Here is an 18,024-nt window from a genome sequence, read left to right on the forward strand (position 1 = left end):
ACGTGCTCCTGCAGAGTTGGAAAGCGTGTTGGGGGCAACCCCTCACGAGTTCGAATCTCGTATCCTCCGCCATTGCTCTCACCGGGCCTTCGACGTTGCTGGTCTCAGTTCTGGTCTCATTCATTTCCGACATAAGAGACATTTCATTCCGCCGACTTGCCGTCACCGGGTCGAGTCGCAGGACATCGCCTTCACTCAGAAGCGGGTTTCTGCCGACTCAGGACGCATGCGTCCCCCGCGATCCGCCATTCTGGGTCTGTGCAGGACCGATTCCGGTCGGAGACCACTGGCACTCGTCCTTGTGAGGTGTCCCCATCGGCAAGCCCAGCGGATCTACTCTGGCCACGTGGCTGAGTGATCTGGAAGTCGACCGGCTTGAGCGGGTCCTGGCAGCTCGCCCGGATGCCGTGTCCCCGCCGGAACCACGATCGTTCGGCGAACTCGCGGACCGCCTTCAGCGCCCGGCGTCGGTGGCCCCGGTGCTGCCCGGACTCGCGCTGCCACACCTGCAGGTAGCCGAGGCACTGGCAGCATGGGGGCCCGTCCCGTGTGCCGCCCTGGCCGATCTGCTGGATGCGACCGGAACGGAGAGCACTCGCGGGCTGGACGCGGCCTTGGAGGCGCTGGCCGACCGCGCACTCGTCTGGCCGGACGGCGAAGGGCTGCTGCGCATGGCGACGCCGTTGCGGCAGGCGTGGGACTCGCCGCTGGGGCTGGACGCTCCGCTCACCCGGCTACTGGCGAACACGACCTCCGAGGAACTGCGCCGCATGCTGGCGGCCCTGGGCATCTCGTCGCCCGGCACCACCAAGAAGCATCGGCTGACCGCCCTGCTGGAACACCACAGCAATCCGGAGCGGGTGGCCGCGGTGATCGCTTCGGCACCTGCGTCCACCCGGAAGCTGCTTGAGCGGCGAGCGTCTCACCAGGGTGAACAGGCTCAATCACCGGCGCGTTTGATCGCGTTCAGGGCCCCGTCGGGCGACTCCGAGCCGGGTGCGCGCTGGGCACTGGAGCGGGGGCTGCTGGTCCAGGACCGGTACTCCGGGTACGGATCCACACGCATGCCCGCCGAGGTGGCGCTCGCACTGCGCGGAGTCGGCTGGCACGCCCCCTTTGACCCCGTTCCGCCCGTCGTGAGGACGGCGTCCGTCACCTCGGCGGAAGTGGACCGGGAGGCGGCGGCAGCCGCCACGGCGTTCGCCGCACATGCCGCGTCGGTCCTGGCGACGTGCTCCGCTGCTCCGCCGGTCCTGCTGAAGTCCGGTGGGGTCGGAACACGTGAGTTGTCCCGGATCAGCAAGGCGGCGCAGTGCGACGACATCGTCGTACGCCTTGTTCTGGAGACGGCGTACGGCGCCGGGCTGCTGGCCCAGGACGGCGACCGGGTCGCGGCAACGGACGGCTACGACACCTGGGCGGAACGAGAACCGGCGGAGCAGCTCACCGCGCTTCTCCACACCTGGCGGACGCTGCCGCTCACTCCGGCCCAGGCCCGCGACGAGGACGGCAAGGTACTGCCCGCGCTCGCCGGAACACCGCCCTGCGACGGCTGTCTACAGGCCCGAGAAGGGCTCCTCGCCGCCGCAGCGGAGTTCCCGGCGCACCGGGGAGTGCACAGCCCCGCGGAACTGGGGCCGATGGTTGCCTGGCACCGCCCGCTCGCCGAACAACTCCCCCAGGACACCGCGCCCTTCGCCACCGCAATCCGGGAAGCGGAACTGCTCGGGGTCGTCGCCCGCGGCTGCCTGTCCCCCATCGGTGCCGCTCTGCGGGCCGACGACACCGAAGTCGCCAAAACGCTCGCCGCTGCCTGTGAGCGGCTGCTGCCGGCAGCCACCAGGGCAGCCCGTTTCGGCGCGGACCTCACCGCCGTCGTCACCGGCACACCGTCCGCCCGCCTCGCCGCACTGCTGGACACCGTCGCGGACAAGGAAGTCGGTGGCACGGCATCGGTGTGGCGGTTCAGCCCCACAACCGTTCGCCGTGCCCTGGACACGGGCCGCACGGCGGATGCCATCGCGGCCGACCTGGGCGCCGTCGCGGTCGGCGCCTTCCCCCAGCCGCTGGTGTACCTGATCAACGACTCCGCACGCACTCACGGCCGTGTGCGCATCGCCCCCGCTGCCTGTGTGATCCATGGCGAAGAGGCCGCCCTCCTCGCCGAACTCGTCACTCACAGAAAGCTCGCCGCCCTCGGCCTACGCGTGTTGGCACCGACCGTCCTGGTCAGCCGGACCTCACTCGACAAGACCCTCGCCGCGCTCCGGGCCGCCGGCTACGCCCCCGTCGCCGAGAGGGCCGACGGAACCGTACGCGTCGAGAAGACCCGGCGCCGACGTGCCGCCGCCCCGGTCCCGGTCCCCCCACTCCCAGGCCGGCGGCAGCGGTCCGTGCCGACGGTGACTCAGACGACTCCGGTGACCGTCGACCTGAGCGCGCTGGCCGCCAGGCTGCGGGCCGCCCCGCCGACACTCCCGGCTCCCGACCCGTTCGGCACCGGGGTCCCCTACGGCACGGACACCGAGGAGATCGTCGCCGCGTACGCGAAGAACCTGTCGTACAGCGATGTCCGCCAGCTCGCCCATGCCGTTGACGTCGGCACAGCCATCACGGTCGAGTACGTCGCCGCCTCGGGCAACCGGACCGTACGTATCCTCAGCGAGCCCGTGCTCGACCCGCCCTACCTGTACGCCTGGTGCCACCTGCGCGACGACGAACGCGTCTTCACCCTCTCCCGCATCCACGGCATCATGCCCGGGTAGCCGGGATCCGCGTCGTGGCTCGGTGTTCGGCCGGTCACTGCGGCCATGCCCCGCCACCAAGCACTGTGACGAGCCGCAACTACGATCGCCGACCATGGACTGGGTCGAGCGCACCGCGCAGTTGAGGCAGTGGACCAGGAGCGGGGCGCGGGCTCCGCACAAGCCGTTGCTGTTCCTGTACGCGCTCGGCCGGTTCCAGCAGGACGCCGACGACGAGCTGCTGTACAGCACGGTGGAGCAGGACCTGCGACGGCTGCTCGCGGAGTACGGTCCTGGGAACCGGACGACGCCCGCCTATCCCTTCCATCATCTGGTGAGTGACGGCGTGTGGGAGGTGTGCACCGAGCGCGGTCCGGGCAGCCCCGGGACCGGGGTCAGGGAGCTGCGCGCAACCGGCGCCGCTGGGCGGCTGACGCCGGAGCTACGGGCGGCGCTGCGGCGGGATCCGCCCCTGCTCGGCCGAATGACACGTGTACTCCTCGATCTGAACTTCCCGCCCTCCCTCCACGGCGAGCTGTGCGAAGCCGTCGGCCTGGAACTGGAGGAGGCCGAGACCGGACTGGTCTCGGCCAAGCGCAGGCAGCGGGACCGGCGCATGCGGGAGATGGTCCTGACGGCGTACGAGTACCAGTGCGCCTTCTGCGGGTACGACGGCAGGATCGGCACGGTGCCGGTCGGGCTTGAGGCCGCCCATGTCCGCTGGTGGGCGTTCGACGGGCCGGACGACCTCGAAAACGGGCTGTGCCTGTGCTCGCTGCACCACAAGCTGTTCGACAAAGGCGTACTCGGACTCGGCGAGGGCCGTGGCGAGGGCCACCGCATCCTGGTCTCACAGAGCTTCGTCGGCCGCAGCACCGCCGCCCGCGAGCACGTCATCACGCTCGCCGGCCGTCCGGTCATCGGCCCCCAGTCGGGCCTCCGCCCCATCGCCGCCGCCCATCGTTCCTGGCACGCCAGCCAGGTCTTCCAAGGCAGCCCACGTCCCGCCACGACCGCCTGAACGTCGACCCGGCGGTCACGAGAACGCACTGGTACGGGGTGTGATACCGAGAGTATGGTCTCTTGTATGGCCATGAAGAAGGTAACGGTGACGATTCCCGAGGATCTCCTGGAAGAGATCCGCGCGGAGGCGGCAGAACGGGGAATGTCGGCGTACGTCGCCGAAGCGCTGCGCTTCAAGCGCGACCGGGACCGGCTGCGGGAACTGTCGGACTGGCTGCAGGAGGAATACGGCCCCCTCACTGAGGAGGAGCGCACAGCAGCGTTCGAGGAACTGGAGGACCTCGACGCCGAACACGAACGCCGCCGCGCCGCTGGAAAGCACAACGCCGGAGAGGCCGCGTGAAGAAGCGTGCCACTGAGCACAGGCAGCGACCATTGCGCATCTTCGTGCTCGACTGCGAAGCCCTGTCCCTGGCTGTGCGCGGCGACCGGAAGATGATCGCCTGGCTCGACCTCGCGGCCCGGGGGGAAGCCGAAGTGGTGACGTCTCCGCTGACGCTGGTCGAGGCGTACGACGGCAGAACCACCGAGCAGCGCTGGGACTGGGTGCTCTCCCGGCTCAAGGTCGCCGACATCGGGAAGGACGAGGCCCGCCAGGCCCGCCGCCTCCTGGCCGACGCCAAGCTGCACGGCCACAAGTACGCGATCGACGCGGTGCTCGCCGTCATCGCGCGACAACAGAAGGGTCAGGTCACCGTCTTCACCTCGGACGTGGACGACCTGGAGAAGCTGGTCCCGGAGTCGATCATCGTCCTCAAGGTCTGACCCGGCTCTCCGGTCTCGGTCTTGGTCTCGTTCACCCTCGTCCAGCGCCGTCAATCACCCACCCGACGCCCCGCTCCGCCGCAGGTCAGAACGCTCCTGATCACTTCCCGCATCTCTCATCGATACCTCCGGAGATGTACTCGACTCCACACTTGATATGTCAGGGAGGCCCTCATGAGCCGGACGGTCATCGACCTGGACGACGAGCTGGTCGCGGACGTGGCGAAGTTCCTCGGGACGAGTACCAAGAAGGAGACCGTCAACACCGCCCTCCGCGAGGTACTGGAAAGCCGTCGGCGCGCTCTGGCTCTCGCTCGGCTGCGGGCTGCGGCCGGCGACGGCGGGTTCGATCTGGAGCTGTTCGAGAACAGGGGGAACTACCGGCGGTGAACGCGGCCCAGTTCCTGATCGACACCAGCGCGCTCGCCCGGTTCATGCGCGCGGATGCGGAGCAGTACGGCTGGGACCAGGCGGCGGCCGGGCTCATCGCGACCTGCCCGATCACCGAGCTCGAGTTCTTCCACAGCGCCCGGTCGGCCGCTGACCGGGCGCGCGGCATCGAGGACATGCGGCTGATCTTCGGTTGGGTCCCCGTCGACGACCGGGCCTACGACCGCGCCTGGCAGGTGCAGGAAGCGCTCACCAAGTAGGAGGACGGGCCGGTACGGCGATGGGCTCCGCAGCAAGCGAGCTGCGGGGCCCATCGCCGTAGCTGCGGGGCCGCCCATCGCCGTACCGGGTCGTGCCGCGGCCGCTATCCCACCGTGAACTTCTGCGCGGCGGAGCTGTTGCAGTCCCAGATCTGGAGCCGGGTGCCGTTGGCGGTGGCGCCGCTCGGGGAGTCGATGCAGCGGCCGCTGGTCGGGTTCTTCAGGGAGCCGTCGGACTGCTTCACCCAGGACTGGTAGCCGCCGGTGTTGCAGGTGGCGAGCTGGAGCTTCGTGCCGGCCGCGCTGTTGCCGCCGGCGATGTCGAGGCACTTGCCGAGGGTCTGGAGCGTCTGGCCGCTCCAGGTCCAGTGCTGGTCCTTGGCCGCCGCCTGGCAGTCCCAGAGCTGGACGGCGGTGCCGTCGCCGCCGGTGTCGTCACCGGCGACGTCCACGCACTTGCCGCCGGGACCGACGATCGTCGAACCGCCCGTGTTGCCGCCGCCCGAGCCGGGTGCCTTGTTGTACACGGCCACCGAGTCGATGATCAGCTTGCCGCCGGAGACCGTGGCCGCGTTCGGGCCGCCTCCGAAGGCGTCCGGGAAGCCGCCGCCGATCGCCAGGTCGTAGATGATGAAGAAGGGGTGGTCGATCGCGTCGGCCCAGGTCGTCGCGTCGACCTGGTTGGCGCTGACGGTGAAGAAGTTGTTCCCGTCGAGGTAGAACCGGACCCGCTCGGGCGAGACCGAGCGGTCGATCTCCACCGCGTAGTCGTGGAAGCCGGTCTGGCAGCCGGAACAGGCGCGCTCGCCGGAGCCGATGCCGGTCGACTCGCCGCACGGGCCACCGGGGTTGACGCCGCAGTGGATGGTGGAGAAGTCGGAGCTGCGGCCGTTGATGTCCTCCATGATGTCGATCTCGCCGGACTTCGGCCAGGTGACACCGGAGCGCAGGGGTGCGCCGAGCATCCAGAACGCCGGCCAGTAGCCCGCCCCGTTGGCGGTGGTGACGTTGGGCTGCTGGAGGACGGACTCCATGCGTACGACTCCGCCTGCCGGGGCGCCGAAGGTCGCCGCCTGGGTCTCCACACGTCCGGAGGTCCATCCGGCCCTCGGGTCGGAGCCGGAGTGCAGCGCCTGGAGGACCAGGTGGCTCTGGCCGTCGTAGTAGATGTTCGACGTGCTGTTGGTCATGGTCTCGATCTCACCGGTGCCGAAGCTGCTGCCCGGTCCCGTGTCGTACTTCCACAGGCCCTGGTCGATGCCGGTGCCGGACGCGCCGTTGAAGTCGTCGCTCCAGGTGAGGGTGAAGCCCGACGGCGGCGCCGGTACGGACGCCTCGGCGGTCGCCGTACCGCCGACGGTGAACGCCGCCGTGACCGCGACGACGGGTAGCAGCCTGAGCGCTTTGGTCCACCCGCCGCGCCGCGATTCAGCCCATGTCAAGCGCATATGTCCGACCTCCGGGGAGAAGCGTGCCTCCGCATGGCCGGCATGGCCGCTCGGGCAAGCCTGACGGGGCATCACCAGGTATGGACCTGGGATGTCATGAACACAGCTTGTCGGTGGGTCCTGCATTCGACAAGACACCTGACACGTTCTCCTTCGGGTGCATTCGCCTTCACAGGTTGAAGGGAGGCCCCCCTCGCACGGCTGCCGCCCCGGGAACGCGACCGGCCCTTCCGGGAGAACCGCGGAGGTTTCCCGGAAGGGCCGTACGGAGGGACGCGCGCCCCCGCCGACCGTGCGACGGAGACGTTGGACCGCTGCCTACCGCAGACCGGGCAGGCGCAGCGGCTCCCGCCAGTCGGTGGGCGGCGACCAGCCGCCGTGCGAGCCGGAGGCTCCCACGCCGTGGCCGCCGCCGGCCGTGACCGGCCGGTCGTCTCGGTCGGTGGACCGCAGCCCGACCGTGTAGGTCCGGGTGACCGCGCCGTCGGCCGAGGTCACCCTGATGGTGCGGGTGGTGAACCTGGAACCGGTGCCGGAACCGGAGCCGGAGGACGAGAGGACCGTGCTGCCCTCGGTGACCTTCACCTTCGCACCGGGCTGGGCCGGTACGGCGGTGACGGCGGGGGTCCTCCCGTTCTTCGCCACGTCCACCACGTACGTGGAGACCTGCGGGTCGAACCCGTCGATCGCCACGCCGCCGACCGTGATCGCGCTCGCGTCGGCGATCGCGGCCTCGGTGGCGTCGGCGAAGTTGGTCACGGTGACCGAGCCGTCCGCGTCGACGACCACCTGCGCGGCCATGGCGGCGGCCAGGTTGATCCGCTCCCAGCTCTCCTCGCCGTCACCGGTGAGGTCGAGCGGGTAGCCGGAGTCCGTGGCGGTCTGCTCGATGATCTGGGTGCGCTGCTCGGCGGTGAGGTCCGGGAAGGCCGTGATCAGCAGGGCCGCCGCGTCGGCGGGCGCCTGGAGCGCCTGGCCCGACTGCCCGACCTGGGAGAAGCCGTAGCTCAGGCGGCGCGTGTACACGTCGACCTGCTGGCCGGTGCTCAGTCCGGCGTAGGCGTCGCCCTGGCAGGCCGTGAGGGTGGTGCCGTATCCCTCCTTCGCACAACTCGCGAGCAGTACGTTCTCGATCTCGGTGTGGGCCTGGGCGAGCAGCTCCTCGAAGGCGGGGTCCGCCCAGCGGTGGGCCACGGTGGCCTGGGCGCTCATCCGGCCGCCCATGACGTCCAGGGGGTAGTGGAAGCCGAGGATGACGCGGTTGTTGCCGTACTCCGAGGCGCGGGCGAGGATCGACGGCGCCAGCTCCGGCAGGAGGGTGGCGAGGACGGTCCCGGCCTCGTAGCCGCCATAGGTGTGGCCGCTGGGGTAGGAGCCGCTGGTGGTGAGGTTGCCGTACGAACCGTCCTGCGACTCGTAAACGCGGCCTCCGTCACCGACGAAGCCGAGCCGGACGTAGGGGCGTTGATAGGCGTAGTGGTTCTTCACCGTGTCCACCTCGTCGAGTTGCGAGGAGACGCGGGAGAACAGGGCGCTGGTCTTGGGCAGTCGGCCGTCGCTCAGGGCGTCGGCGTAGATCGTGCCGAGCCGGGAGCCGAGGCCGTCGGCCATCGTGACGGTGGCGCTGTGCGTCGCGTCGACCTCGGCGCGGTCCACCTCCTTCTGGGTCGCCGCGTTGTTGATGGAGACGGCGATCCTGTCGTTCTCGGCGGTGAGCGGGGTGCCGGCGGGCACCTTGGCGTTGGCACCGCGGATGTCGGTGCCGAGATCGGCGAAGCCGTCGAGCAGGTGACGGAAGTAGTCGCTTCCGTCACCGGTCGCGGGCCACTCGTCCGACGGGTAGCTCGCGTCGAGCGTGTCCGCCGGGAAGGCGGAGGGCTCGTACGGAGCGGTCTCCGCAGCGGTGGGGACCGTGGCCTGGCCGGCGGAGGTTCCGGCCAGGGTCACGGCGGTCACCGTGGCGGTCTGCGCCTTCGCCCTGCCGTCGGTGGTGAGCAGCGCGGTGTCCGCCGTGGCGGAGAGGTGCGCGGTGGTGCCGTCGCCGAGGCGGACGGTGTAGCCGAGGACCGGGAATCCGCCGTCGGCGACGGGACGCCAGGTCACCCGGGTGTGCTTGCCCTGGGTGATCACGCCGGTCACGGTCGGCTGCTGCGGCTTGCCGCCCGCGGTCACCACGGGTGCCGTGGCGGCGCTGGGGCGCGAGGTGCCGTACGCGTTCACCGCGCGGACCCGCGCGGTGAACGAGCGGCCCGGCCGCAGCCCGGTGAAGGTGGTGCTCCGGCTGTCCGGGTCGGCGATCCGGACCTGGTGGCCGTCGTCGAGCGTGACGGTCCAGCCGGTGACGGGTGAGCCGCCGTCGTCCGCGGGGGCGGACCAGGCGACGGTGACGCTGGTGCCGGACGAGCTCGCCGAGACCGCGTCGGGCGCGGCCGATGCCGACCTGGGCCTGGTGGTGAGCGCCGGGACGGCGTGCCGGAGGGCGTCGTACCGTGCGGTGAGCGTCGCGTCCGTGGCCGCGCCGTCGGCCACGGCCGTCTTCGCCGCGGTGAGCGCGGTGGTGAACGCCTTCCAGGAGGCGTCGGTGTAGCGCGTGTTCTCCAGGGCCGAGGCGGTCTCGACCAGGTCCTCCAGGGTGAGCCGTGCCAGCGGGATCAGCTGGTTCGCCGCGAGGGTGAGGCTGCGGGCGCGGGTGTCGACTTCGAGCCGGGTCGCGTCGTCGGCGTCCAGCAGGGCGCGTGCGGCGTCGAGTTCGCGCTGGTACACCCCGAAGTCGATCGCGTCGTACCGGTCGGAGTGGTCGGCGAGGCCCTCGTACTGCTCGATCGCCTTGCGCAGCGCGGACGGGTCCGTCGCGGCGGGGGTGTCGACGTGGTCGAAGGTGATCCGGCCGAGGTTCGCCACGTACGGGTGCGCCGAGTCCGCGGTGGTCACCAGGCGCAGGTGGAGACCGTGGATGCCGGTGATGCCCTCGGGCAGCGTCAGACTCGTCGTACCGCCGGACGACCAGGCGCTCCCGGTGACGGGCAGCGGGACGACTGCGTACGGGGTCCCGGGAGCGGCGGGGTCGAAGGCGTCCAGGTAGATCTGGACGGCCGAACCGGTGCCGCAGCGTGCGGAGTTGTTGGAGTACGTGACGGTGACGGTGTTCTTCGCGGCGGAGCCGAACGTGATGTCACCGTAGTCGAGCCAGGCTCCGTCGTAGGTGCCGCCGAGGTCCGTGGTGGACCCGGCGCCGCTCCAGCCGGCCGGTTCGCTCTTGAGCCCGCCGCCGCTGTTCGAGCGGAAGGCGGTGGCGTCGACCGCCACGGGGGCGGCGGCGTCCTGCGCCAGGGTCAGTGAGTAGACGTTGGCCACGTAGGGCTGGGCGGACGTCTGGGTGGTGGACGCGAAGACCGCGTAGACGTCCTGGACGCCCTTGAAGACGGCCGGGTCGAGACGGACGGTGGTGGTGGCGAGGGTGCCCCAGCCCGGACCGGTGTAGTCGAGCGGGATGTCGGCGGCCTTCGGGCCGTCCGCCGTGCCGAGGTGCAGCTCGATGTGCGAGTCGGACGCGGCGCGCGTCTGCGGCTTGTCGTAGCTGACGGCGACGGTGTCGGCGCCGGTGCCGAGGCCGGTGGCCTTCCACTCGGCCCAGGCGCCGTTCGTCGTGTTCTCGAAGATGCCGCCGGACGTCTTGAGGGGAAGCGAACCCCCGCCGGTCGACGTGGCGTCGGCCGCGGTCAGCGTGGCCAGAGTGGTCGAGGAGGACGCGGCGACCGGGTACGGCGAGAACTGGTACCAGTCGAAGTTCGACACCCACTGCTGTCCGGCCGGGGCGTGGAACACGAAGGCCGCGCTCTTCGCGGCCAGCAGGGCGTCCGGGTCGGTGACGGTCGCCTGGACCGTGGTCCAGTACTGCCAGCCGCCGGTGCCGGGGAGCTGGGCGGTGGCGACGACCGGGCCGTCGGCTCCGCCCGCGTGGATGTCGACGCTGCTCGGCTTGGCGTTGGTCGCCTGGGAGTTGGCGTAGCGGATCGAGAGGCTGCGCGGGGCGACGCCACCGAAGTCCAGCGTGGTGTAGCGCTCCCACGAGCCCTCGGTGACGCCGCCGAGGTCGCCGTCCGAGCTGTTGCGCTCGCTGACGAGGTTCGGGCCCTCCTTCTCGTCGGGGGACTCGGCCTGGAGGACCGCGTAGCCGCCCTCGTCGATGGTGAGGGTGGTGACGGCCGAGCGCAGCGCGTCCTCGGCTGCCATGATCGTGCCGGTCGCGGAGGCGGAGTCCGCGAGGACGGTCCGCGCGCGCTCCAGCGCCGACCGGAAGAGGTTCCAGGAGCCGTCCGAGTAGTTGCCCGCGCGCACCGGGGACGCCTGGGTGACGAGTGCGCCCAGGGTCCTACGGTGCACCGCGGCGGCGGAGAGGGTGAGCGGGTCGGTCGGGGAGATCCCGGTACCGCGCACCGTGGATGCCTTCGCCCCGTGCGCGAAGGCCGCGTCGCCGAAGGTGATGCCGACGTGCGCGTCCACCTCGGCGGTGCCCTTGAGCGACACGGTCGCGGTGTGCGCGTCGGTGACCCGGAGGTCGGCGGTGACGCCGCCCGGCAGGCCGGTGACGGTGGCCGCGCCGGACGTGGTCAGGCTGGTGCCCTTGCGGGCGGCGAAGGCGGCCGGTCCGGAGAGGGTGAGCCGCACGCTGCCGTCGACGGTGCCGTCGGCCTCGGTCGCGAGGGTGGCCGGCTTCGCGGAGACGACGGTGTCCCCCTGGCCCGGGGCCGTCCCGGAACCGGTGTCACCGGCGTCGGTGTTCAGCGAGTACGCGGGCTTCGTGGCGGCGCCCCAGGTGGAGGGTTTGGCGCCCATGGTGAAGTCGAGGGTGCCGCCCGCGATGATCTGCGCGTAGTCCAGCCAGGTGTTGTCGAACTTCTTGCCGTTGAGCTTCGCGCTCTGCACGTAGTAGTTGCCCGGCGAGACGCCGTTCGCCTTCACGGTGAACGTGGCGCCGTTGGCGTAGCTGATCGTCGTCGAGTCGAAGAACGGGCTGCCGATCTGGAACTGGCTCGACCCGGCGGTCACCGGGAACAACCCCAGGGCGGCGCCGACGAACATGGTCGACATGGTGCCCGCGTCATTGTCCATGGTCGGCAGGAAGCCGTTCGGGGAGAGCTTGTAGACCTGCGTCTTCACCGGCGGGGTGAACTGGCCGCCTCCGCTCGGGGCTTCGCTGGTGGAGCCGGTCGCGAGGTACCGGTTCCAGGTGGTGCCGGTGTAGATGGAGCGCACCCACTTCTGCGTCAGGCTCGGCTCGCCGACGTAATTGAAGAGGTACGGGGCCTGCAGGTCGATCTCGTTCGCGTTGGAGTGCAGCATGGTCGAGCCGTCGTCGGCGGAGGAATCCTCGCCGAACATGTGCTCGACGGCGGCCTTGCCCGCCTTGTCGCCGCCCATGGCCTCGATGAGGCCGCCCATGTCGTACGCGTCGTACCAGTGGTACTGCCAGAGCGTGCCCTGGTAGAGCCCGGCCTCCTCGAACTTCTCGTAGTCGGCCGCCTGCCAGTCGCCGCTCGCGGCGCGCGGGGTGAGCAGGCCGACCCGGGTGCCGTCGGGAGCCTGCCAGGCGCCGGACTTCACCAGGTTGTCGATCGCCATGGTCGACTGCTCGCGCAGCTTCACCGCGTCGTCCGTCCTGCCGAGCGCACCGGCGATGACGGAGAGCGCCCACTGGTCGTAGCCGCGCTGCACGGTCGTCCCCGGGTCGCCGGCGACGTACCCCTGCCGCAGCTGCGCACCCGTGTAGTACCCGGCGTACGCCATCAGCGCGGGGTACGCCTCGTCGAGCCGGTCGAAGTTCCTGAACCCCTTCGACAGCGCGTCGGCGACCAGTACCGCCGAACGCTCCCAGCGCACGGTCGGCACCGAGTGGGTGAGGCTGCCGATGGTCTTGCCGGTGGTACGGGTGTCGGCGAAGAGCTCGATGAGCGACTGCACCATGTCCCGGTAGGTGGCCGGGTCGATGTACGCCTCGACGGAGTACTTGCGGAAGTCGTCCCAGGTGGACCAACCGTCGTAGTACGTGAAGCCGTTGGCCTGGTGCACCGCCCCGTCGGCGCCGCGGTACGTACCGCTGGTGCTGGTGGCGTTCACGGGCAGCGCGTACATCCGGTACAGGTGGGTGTAGAACTCCTTGGTCAGCGTCGACCCCGGGTCGGACGTGGCCGAGGCCTTCACGGCGACCGCGCCGAGGGCGCTGTTCCAGGCCGCCTTCGTCTGCTCGCGCGCCTGGTCGAAGGTGAGGCCGCCGACTTCGGCCGCCTGGTCGGTCACGGCCTGTTCGGCGCTGATCGGTGACACCGTGACGCGCAGTTCGATGTCGTCCCCGTGGGACGCGTCGAAGCCGAGCACCGCGCCGGTGTCGGTCCCGTCCCGCTCGGTCGCGTCGCTCAGCCTGCCGTCGCCGCCCCAGCTCTTCAGCGACGTCACGGGGACGTTCGTGGTGGCGGCGTAATACATCCGGTACGAGGCGCCGTTGAACGACCCCGCGATGATCCCGGTGATCGACGTGGTCCCGTCCGGCAGCGTCGTCGCCTTCAGGGTCGAACGGGTGCGGCTGGTGAAGTTGTTCGCCAGGTCGAGGACGAGCTCGGGCTGCGAGCCCGCCGGGAAGCTGTACCGCTCCAGCGCCGTGCGCGTGGTCGCGGCCATCTCGGCCTCGATGGTGCCCGGACCCCGCTGCACGGAGGAGGCCGTACCGGAGAGGGCGCCGAGACCCACTGTGTACGAGCCGGGGCTCGCGGACTCGTCGTCGTGGCTGTACGCGTGGGCGTACGTGCTGGTCGCGGGGCGGCTGTCGTACCGCACCGAGGTGGGCACCACGAGCAGGTCGCCACCGCCGCCCGAGCCGCCGACCCCGTCGAGGTTGGTCGCCGTGAACCCGGCGATGTGGTCCTCGTCGTAGTCGTACCCGGGGTGGTTGCGGTTCGGCGTGGTCAGCGGGTTGACTTTGGCCAGGCCGTGCGGCGCTTGCGCGCCCGGCAGGTCGTTGCCGTCGTCACCGGCGGTGGACACGAACGGGTCGACGAGCGCGGTCCAGTCCGTGCCGGACGCACCGGCGGAGGTGCTCGCGACGGGCGCGGCGACGGCCGGGCCGCCACCCGCCAGCGCGGCGGCGCCGAGCGCCCCGGCGAGCAGGAAGGCGACCGCCGCGCGCAGGGGCCGGCGCCCGGCGGGGGCCGCTCCCGCGCGTATCGCGGGAGGCAAGGGGGGATGGGATCTGATGGACACGGAACCTCTCAGGCGTCGCACTGCGCCGCACGGTTCGGCCTCACCGGAAGACAACGTTGTCAGCCCACGACACCGGGCGTGCAACCCAGAAACAGCAGGACGGAAGTGAACACCGCGATCATCCCCGCCGCGTTCACGACCGTCCACCATCAGACACGGAGAAAACGTACGAGGGGCAAACGGTTCCCGCCGGGGAGGTGGCCGGGCCCGGCGCGCGCACCCGGCATCCGGTCCGCGGGGGCGGGCGGGGGCGCCGGCAGACGACAGGGGACAACAGAAGGGCGGTACGCGCGCGGGAGGGAATGCGTGGCATGCGCGCGATCAGCTGTGTACGGTGAGCCTCTTCGGACGCGGACGCGCGAGTGAATACGGGGGACTTGGCGTCATGACGCACGAGCCGGACGGGGCACACCCGCATCCGCCGATGCCCGCACAGCCACCGAGGCCCGCACCGCAGGAGCCACCGAGGCCCGCAGCGCCGCGGCCCGCACCGCCGGAGCCACCGCGGCCCGATCACGCTCCGCCGAAGTGGTCCTGGTGGGTCGTCGGCATACTGGTGCCCGTCCTCGGGCTGATCGTCACGCTGGTCGTCCAGACGGGGAACAACACGTCCCGCGACCCTCTCGCGCCGCCGTCGGCAGCGGCCCGGGACTCGGCGGAGCCCGGATCGCCGGTCGCCCCCGGGACGTCGGAGACCGCCGCCCCGGCCGAGACGCCCGCCGACGACGTCGTCACCACGACGTCCCCTTCGCCGTCACCCTCGGAAGGCTCGGCGAAGATCCTCAGGACGGGGGAGTTCACGCTCGCCGAGGGGACCAGCGCCGACCTCGAACACGGCACGGTCGGAGCCTCGGTGGCGAGCCCGGACATGGCATGGAGCGGCGGCGGCTCGTTCTCGGCTCTGAACGGTCGAGTGGCCGAACCCTCCCAGGGCGCCACCCCGAAGGTGTGCGACCACGTGCTGCGCACCTTTCCGCAGCCCACGGGGGAGATGAACTCCGGGCTGGAGGGGACGTGGTTCTGCATGCCGACCAGCGCGAACCACCTGGCGGCCGTCGCGTGGCTGGGCCGGGGGGAGGACGGGATGCGGTTCCACTACATCGTCTGGGACACCCCCGCGCCCTCCGACGACGAGTAGGCCGACACCCGGCGACCGGTCACCGGCCCGCAGCCGGCTCCTCCGGCGCCGCCGGTACCAGGTCGGCGTGGCTCCCCGGGTCCGCCACCGGGTGCGGCAGCGCGCACACCCGGCCGGTCCGGTCGTCGCACCGCCCCTGCGGGCGTCAGCCGACGGCGTCTTCCGCGCGGGTGTGCGCGACCAGCGCGTTGGCGTGGCCGTGGCCCAGGCCGTGGGCGGACTTGAGCCAGGTGACCAGCTCCATGTGCGTGGACAGGGGTGACGCGCGGATCAGCTCCTTCCATTCCGCCACGGGGCGGCCGTACTTCTTCTCGATCGAGGGAAAGTAACTCGCGGGGCCCTGCACTGAGTTGGTCATGTCGGGGTAGACCCTTCGGCCGCCGGGAAACCATCGGCCGACGAGAGTGGCCCGCGTCACACGTGCACGGGGGTGCGGTACGGCGCGAACCCTCGTACCGCACCCCCGTGCAGGCGGTTCCCCTTACTGTCCGGCCGCGTTGAGCAGGTCGAGGACGCTCTGCTGGCAGCCGTAGTCGCTGCCGCCCGAGCCCCCGTTCCAGTGCGGGCCGTACTGGTCGAGCGCGTTGCGGTCCTTGGCGTACGCCGCGTCGGCCCAGCGGTCGAGGGCCGCCGCGTACGGGTGGTCGCTCAGCTGCGTGTCGAGCCTCCCGAGGCCGCGTGCGTACGCGCCCTTGAAGGACGGGCCGTCGCCGGTGCACTCGTCGCCCTCGCCGGGCTCCCGCAGCACGCCGTCGGTCTGGAGGCGGACGGTCGACGCGTCGGCGAGGGTGCGGGCGGTGGTCAGCAGCGCGGAGTCACCGGTGGCGCGGTACAGCTCGGTGAGACCGCCGAGGACCACGCCCTGGTTGTACGTCCAGGTGGGCTGGCCGTTGTTGGCGCAGGCGTCGGTGAGCCCGTCGTTGATCATGTGGTCGCCGTTGATCATGCCGCTCCCCCGGAACCACGACCACTCGGCCTTCGCCCGGCCCAGGTAGACCGTGTCGCCGGAAATGCGGTTGTGGAGTGCCGCGTTGAGCTGGAGGAAGAGCTCGTTGGTGATGGCGTTCTTGTACGTCGTCGTCCGGTTCCACAACACCCCGCCGCCGCAGGTCCCGTTCCAGTAGGCCTGCATGTGATCGGCGTCGGCGCGCGCGGTGTTGAGGTACCGGCTGTCGCCGGTCGCGTCGTAGGCGGCGACCCAGGCCAGGCCCCACCAGCCGGTGTCGTCCAGGTAGTCGTTGCGGAAGCTGCCGCCCTGGGCGTTGATGTTCTTGTCGTAGGTGGAGGCGATGGCGTACTGGTAGCTCGGCATGCCGCTGAGGCGCGCGTTGTCGAGGACGGCGGTGAGCGCGTTGGCGGCGGTCCACCAGCCGTTTCCGCCGAAGAGGCCCGTGCCCCGGTCGTACGACATCATCAGCCCGGTCGCGGCGGCGGTGGAGCGGCTCCAGGCGTTCCAGTTCACCCGTGCCCAGCCGGTGCAGGTGATCTCGGGGCGGTCCGCGGCCTTGCCGCAGGCGCGCAGGGCGCCGACTCCGGCGGTGTTCCAGTCGTCGACGTTGTACATCCGGGTGCGCCAGCCGTTCGATCCGGCGGGGACGGCCGTCGCGCCCAGCCTGCTCCCGGAGGCCCAGCTCCGGCCGCCGTCGAAGGAGCGGTCGATCCAGACCTCGTCCCCGGGCGAACCGTTCTCGATCGACCCCCAGCCCATGACATCGTTGTCGGAGAGGTGCAGCCGGACGCCGCGTCCGTACAGCGCGCTGCTCACCGGCGTCCGGTCGGACGTCGCGGCTGCGGGATCGCGGGCGTCGCACTGCTTGTTGCAGATGGCCGCCTCGGCGGTGGTCGCGGCTCCGGAGCCGGAGGCGGATCCGGCGGCCCGCGCGGTCGCCGCCGGGAGGGCGGTGAGCAGCAGGCTCGCGAAGAGGGCGAGGACGGCCGGGCGCCGGCCTCTGCGGGGGTAGGGCATGCGACAACTCCTTGCGGATGGTGGGGGGAAGCGTCGGCGGTCGGCCGACCCGATCAGCCGACCGGATGACCAGGTGCATGTCAATACGCCTGCACGGACGAGCCCGTCGGACAAGCCGGGGACCGGTGGGTGCCGGCCACTCGTGCGGGTGACATGCCGCGTCCCCGCCCCGGCCCCGCCCGCCGGGCCGCGAGACTGGCCGGGCCCGTAAACGCACACCGAAGGATCGTCATGGCGGAAGAGCTGTACGCGACGTTGAAGACCAACCAGGGTGACATCGAGATCCGGCTGCTGCCGAACCACGCGCCCAAGACGGTGCGCAACTTCGTGGACCTCGCGACGGGCGCGCGCGAGTGGATCGACCCGAACACCTCGCACCCCAGCAGCGCCCCGCTGTACGACGGGACGGTGTTCCACCGGGTCATCGAGGGCTTCATGATCCAGGGCGGCGACCCCCTGGGCAACGGCTCGGGCGGCCCCGGCTACAAGTTCGCCGACGAGTTCCACCCGGACCTGGCGTTCACCAAGCCCTACCTGCTGGCCATGGCGAACGCCGGTCCGGCCACCAACGGATCGCAGTTCTTCATCACCCTCGCCCCGACCACCTGGCTCACCGGCAAGCACACCATCTTCGGCGAGGTCACGAACGACGCGAGCAAGAAGGTCGTGGACGCCATCGGGGCCGCGGAGACCAACCCGCGCACCGACCGCCCGGTCCAGGACATGGTCATCGAGCAGGTCGTCGTCGAGACCCGCTGACCGCCCGGGTCCTACGGCCCGACCTCCAGGTGCCCCAGCACCGTGCGCGCGGCCCGCTCCACCGCGCGGCGGGCCGGGTCGGTGTGGTCGACCGCCTCGAAGCCGTGGCGCGCACCGGGCACGGGGATCACCTCCAGCCGGAGCTCCGTTCCCTCGGCGGCGAGGAGGAACTCCTCGACCGTGGCGTCGATCTCCGGCCGCTCCTTCTCGACCCGGCTCAGCACGAAGGGCAGCGGCCCCGCGGAGCGTACGGCCTCCACGGGGTTGAACCGCCCCG

12 protein-coding genes and 1 pseudogene are annotated in these 18,024 nt (G+C 71.1%); 8 read left to right on the plus strand and 5 right to left on the minus strand.

The genetic code is table 11. From position 1 onward, the window contains the following. Nucleotides 1–314: 314 nt before the first annotated feature. The 6 genes and pseudogenes from ACFZAX_RS23630 to ACFZAX_RS23655 all read left to right on the plus strand — a co-directional run. Nucleotides 315–2,765 carry a helicase-associated domain-containing protein gene (locus ACFZAX_RS23630; RefSeq protein ID WP_390964088.1) on the plus strand — a complete coding sequence of 817 codons (2,451 nt, stop codon included), beginning with the start codon at nt 315–317 and terminating at the stop codon, nt 2,763–2,765. Nucleotides 2,766–2,859: 94 nt separating this feature from the next. Then, nucleotides 2,860–3,765: a phosphorothioated DNA-binding restriction endonuclease gene (locus ACFZAX_RS23635; protein ID WP_390963962.1), complete on the plus strand. Its 906-nt coding sequence runs from the start codon at nt 2,860–2,862 to the stop codon at nt 3,763–3,765. 66 nt (nt 3,766–3,831) lie between these two features. Further along, a complete protein-coding gene (locus ACFZAX_RS23640; RefSeq protein ID WP_390963964.1) occupies nt 3,832–4,110 on the plus strand; it encodes a CopG family transcriptional regulator in 279 nt (92 codons plus the stop codon). Beyond that, the gene (locus tag ACFZAX_RS23645; protein WP_390963965.1) at nt 4,107–4,532 is read left to right on the plus strand and encodes a PIN domain-containing protein; all 426 of its coding nucleotides are present in this window, start codon (nt 4,107–4,109) and stop codon (nt 4,530–4,532) included. Before ACFZAX_RS23640 ends, ACFZAX_RS23645 begins: the two co-directional genes overlap by 4 nt. Nucleotides 4,533–4,706: 174 nt before the next feature. Continuing rightward, nucleotides 4,707–4,922 (plus strand): type II toxin-antitoxin system VapB family antitoxin, encoded by a 216-nt coding sequence (locus tag ACFZAX_RS23650; protein ID WP_390963966.1) that lies wholly within the window; start codon nt 4,707–4,709, stop codon nt 4,920–4,922. Then, nucleotides 4,919–5,179: pseudogene (locus ACFZAX_RS23655) on the plus strand (PIN domain-containing protein); the annotation flags it as partial. The gene ACFZAX_RS23650 and the pseudogene ACFZAX_RS23655, both read left to right, overlap by 4 nt. A gap of 107 nt (nt 5,180–5,286) precedes the next feature. On the opposite strand, the gene ACFZAX_RS23660 reads toward ACFZAX_RS23655, so the two are convergent. Further along, nucleotides 5,287–6,630, minus strand: coding sequence for a ricin-type beta-trefoil lectin domain protein (locus ACFZAX_RS23660; RefSeq protein ID WP_390963967.1), 1,344 nt, complete (start codon nt 6,628–6,630; stop codon nt 5,287–5,289). Between the two features lie 318 nt (nt 6,631–6,948). Next, nucleotides 6,949–13,860, minus strand: coding sequence for a glycoside hydrolase domain-containing protein (locus tag ACFZAX_RS23665; protein WP_390963968.1), 6,912 nt, complete (start codon nt 13,858–13,860; stop codon nt 6,949–6,951). A 580-nt stretch (nt 13,861–14,440) separates the two neighbouring features. On the opposite strand from ACFZAX_RS23665, the gene ACFZAX_RS23670 reads away from it, so the two are divergent. Continuing rightward, nucleotides 14,441–15,022 (plus strand): hypothetical protein, encoded by a 582-nt coding sequence (locus ACFZAX_RS23670; RefSeq protein WP_390963969.1) that lies wholly within the window; start codon nt 14,441–14,443, stop codon nt 15,020–15,022. Nucleotides 15,023–15,167: 145 nt separating this feature from the next. Here ACFZAX_RS23670 and ACFZAX_RS23675 read toward each other — a convergent pair whose 3' ends face one another. Both ACFZAX_RS23675 and ACFZAX_RS23680 read right to left on the minus strand, forming a co-directional pair. Further along, a complete protein-coding gene (locus ACFZAX_RS23675) occupies nt 15,168–15,380 on the minus strand; it encodes a DUF4287 domain-containing protein (protein WP_390963970.1) in 213 nt (70 codons plus the stop codon). A gap of 123 nt (nt 15,381–15,503) precedes the next feature. After that, complete coding sequence (locus ACFZAX_RS23680) at nt 15,504–16,988, minus strand: glycoside hydrolase family 76 protein (protein ID WP_390963971.1); 1,485 nt, start codon at nt 16,986–16,988, stop codon at nt 15,504–15,506. Between the two features lie 231 nt (nt 16,989–17,219). Between ACFZAX_RS23680 and ACFZAX_RS23685 the strand changes: the two genes are divergently transcribed. Continuing rightward, nucleotides 17,220–17,747 carry a peptidylprolyl isomerase gene (locus ACFZAX_RS23685; RefSeq protein WP_390963972.1) on the plus strand — a complete coding sequence of 176 codons (528 nt, stop codon included), beginning with the start codon at nt 17,220–17,222 and terminating at the stop codon, nt 17,745–17,747. An 11-nt stretch (nt 17,748–17,758) separates the two neighbouring features. Here ACFZAX_RS23685 and ACFZAX_RS23690 read toward each other — a convergent pair whose 3' ends face one another. Next, nucleotides 17,759–18,007 (minus strand): hypothetical protein, encoded by a 249-nt coding sequence (locus tag ACFZAX_RS23690; protein ID WP_390963973.1) that lies wholly within the window; start codon nt 18,005–18,007, stop codon nt 17,759–17,761. Nucleotides 18,008–18,024 lie beyond the last annotated feature (17 nt).

This window comes from Streptomyces sp. NPDC008125 (assembly GCF_042957125.1).
GTDB lineage: Bacteria > Actinomycetota > Actinomycetes > Streptomycetales > Streptomycetaceae > Streptomyces.

What these genes read in the sequence shown, in the direction of transcription:
- ACFZAX_RS23635 (WP_390963962.1), top strand. Translation starts at nt 2,860, where the DNA reads ATGGACTGGGTCGAGCGCACCGCGCAGTTGAGGCAGTGGACCAGGAGC.
- ACFZAX_RS23640 (WP_390963964.1), top strand. Translation starts at nt 3,832, where the DNA reads ATGGCCATGAAGAAGGTAACGGTGACGATTCCCGAGGATCTCCTGGAA.
- ACFZAX_RS23650 (WP_390963966.1), top strand. Translation starts at nt 4,707, where the DNA reads ATGAGCCGGACGGTCATCGACCTGGACGACGAGCTGGTCGCGGACGTG.
- ACFZAX_RS23660 (WP_390963967.1), bottom strand. Translation starts at nt 6,630, where the DNA reads ATGCGCTTGACATGGGCTGAATCGCGGCGCGGCGGGTGGACCAAAGCG.
- ACFZAX_RS23675 (WP_390963970.1), bottom strand. Translation starts at nt 15,380, where the DNA reads ATGACCAACTCAGTGCAGGGCCCCGCGAGTTACTTTCCCTCGATCGAG.
- ACFZAX_RS23680 (WP_390963971.1), bottom strand. Translation starts at nt 16,988, where the DNA reads ATGCCCTACCCCCGCAGAGGCCGGCGCCCGGCCGTCCTCGCCCTCTTC.
- ACFZAX_RS23685 (WP_390963972.1), top strand. Translation starts at nt 17,220, where the DNA reads ATGGCGGAAGAGCTGTACGCGACGTTGAAGACCAACCAGGGTGACATC.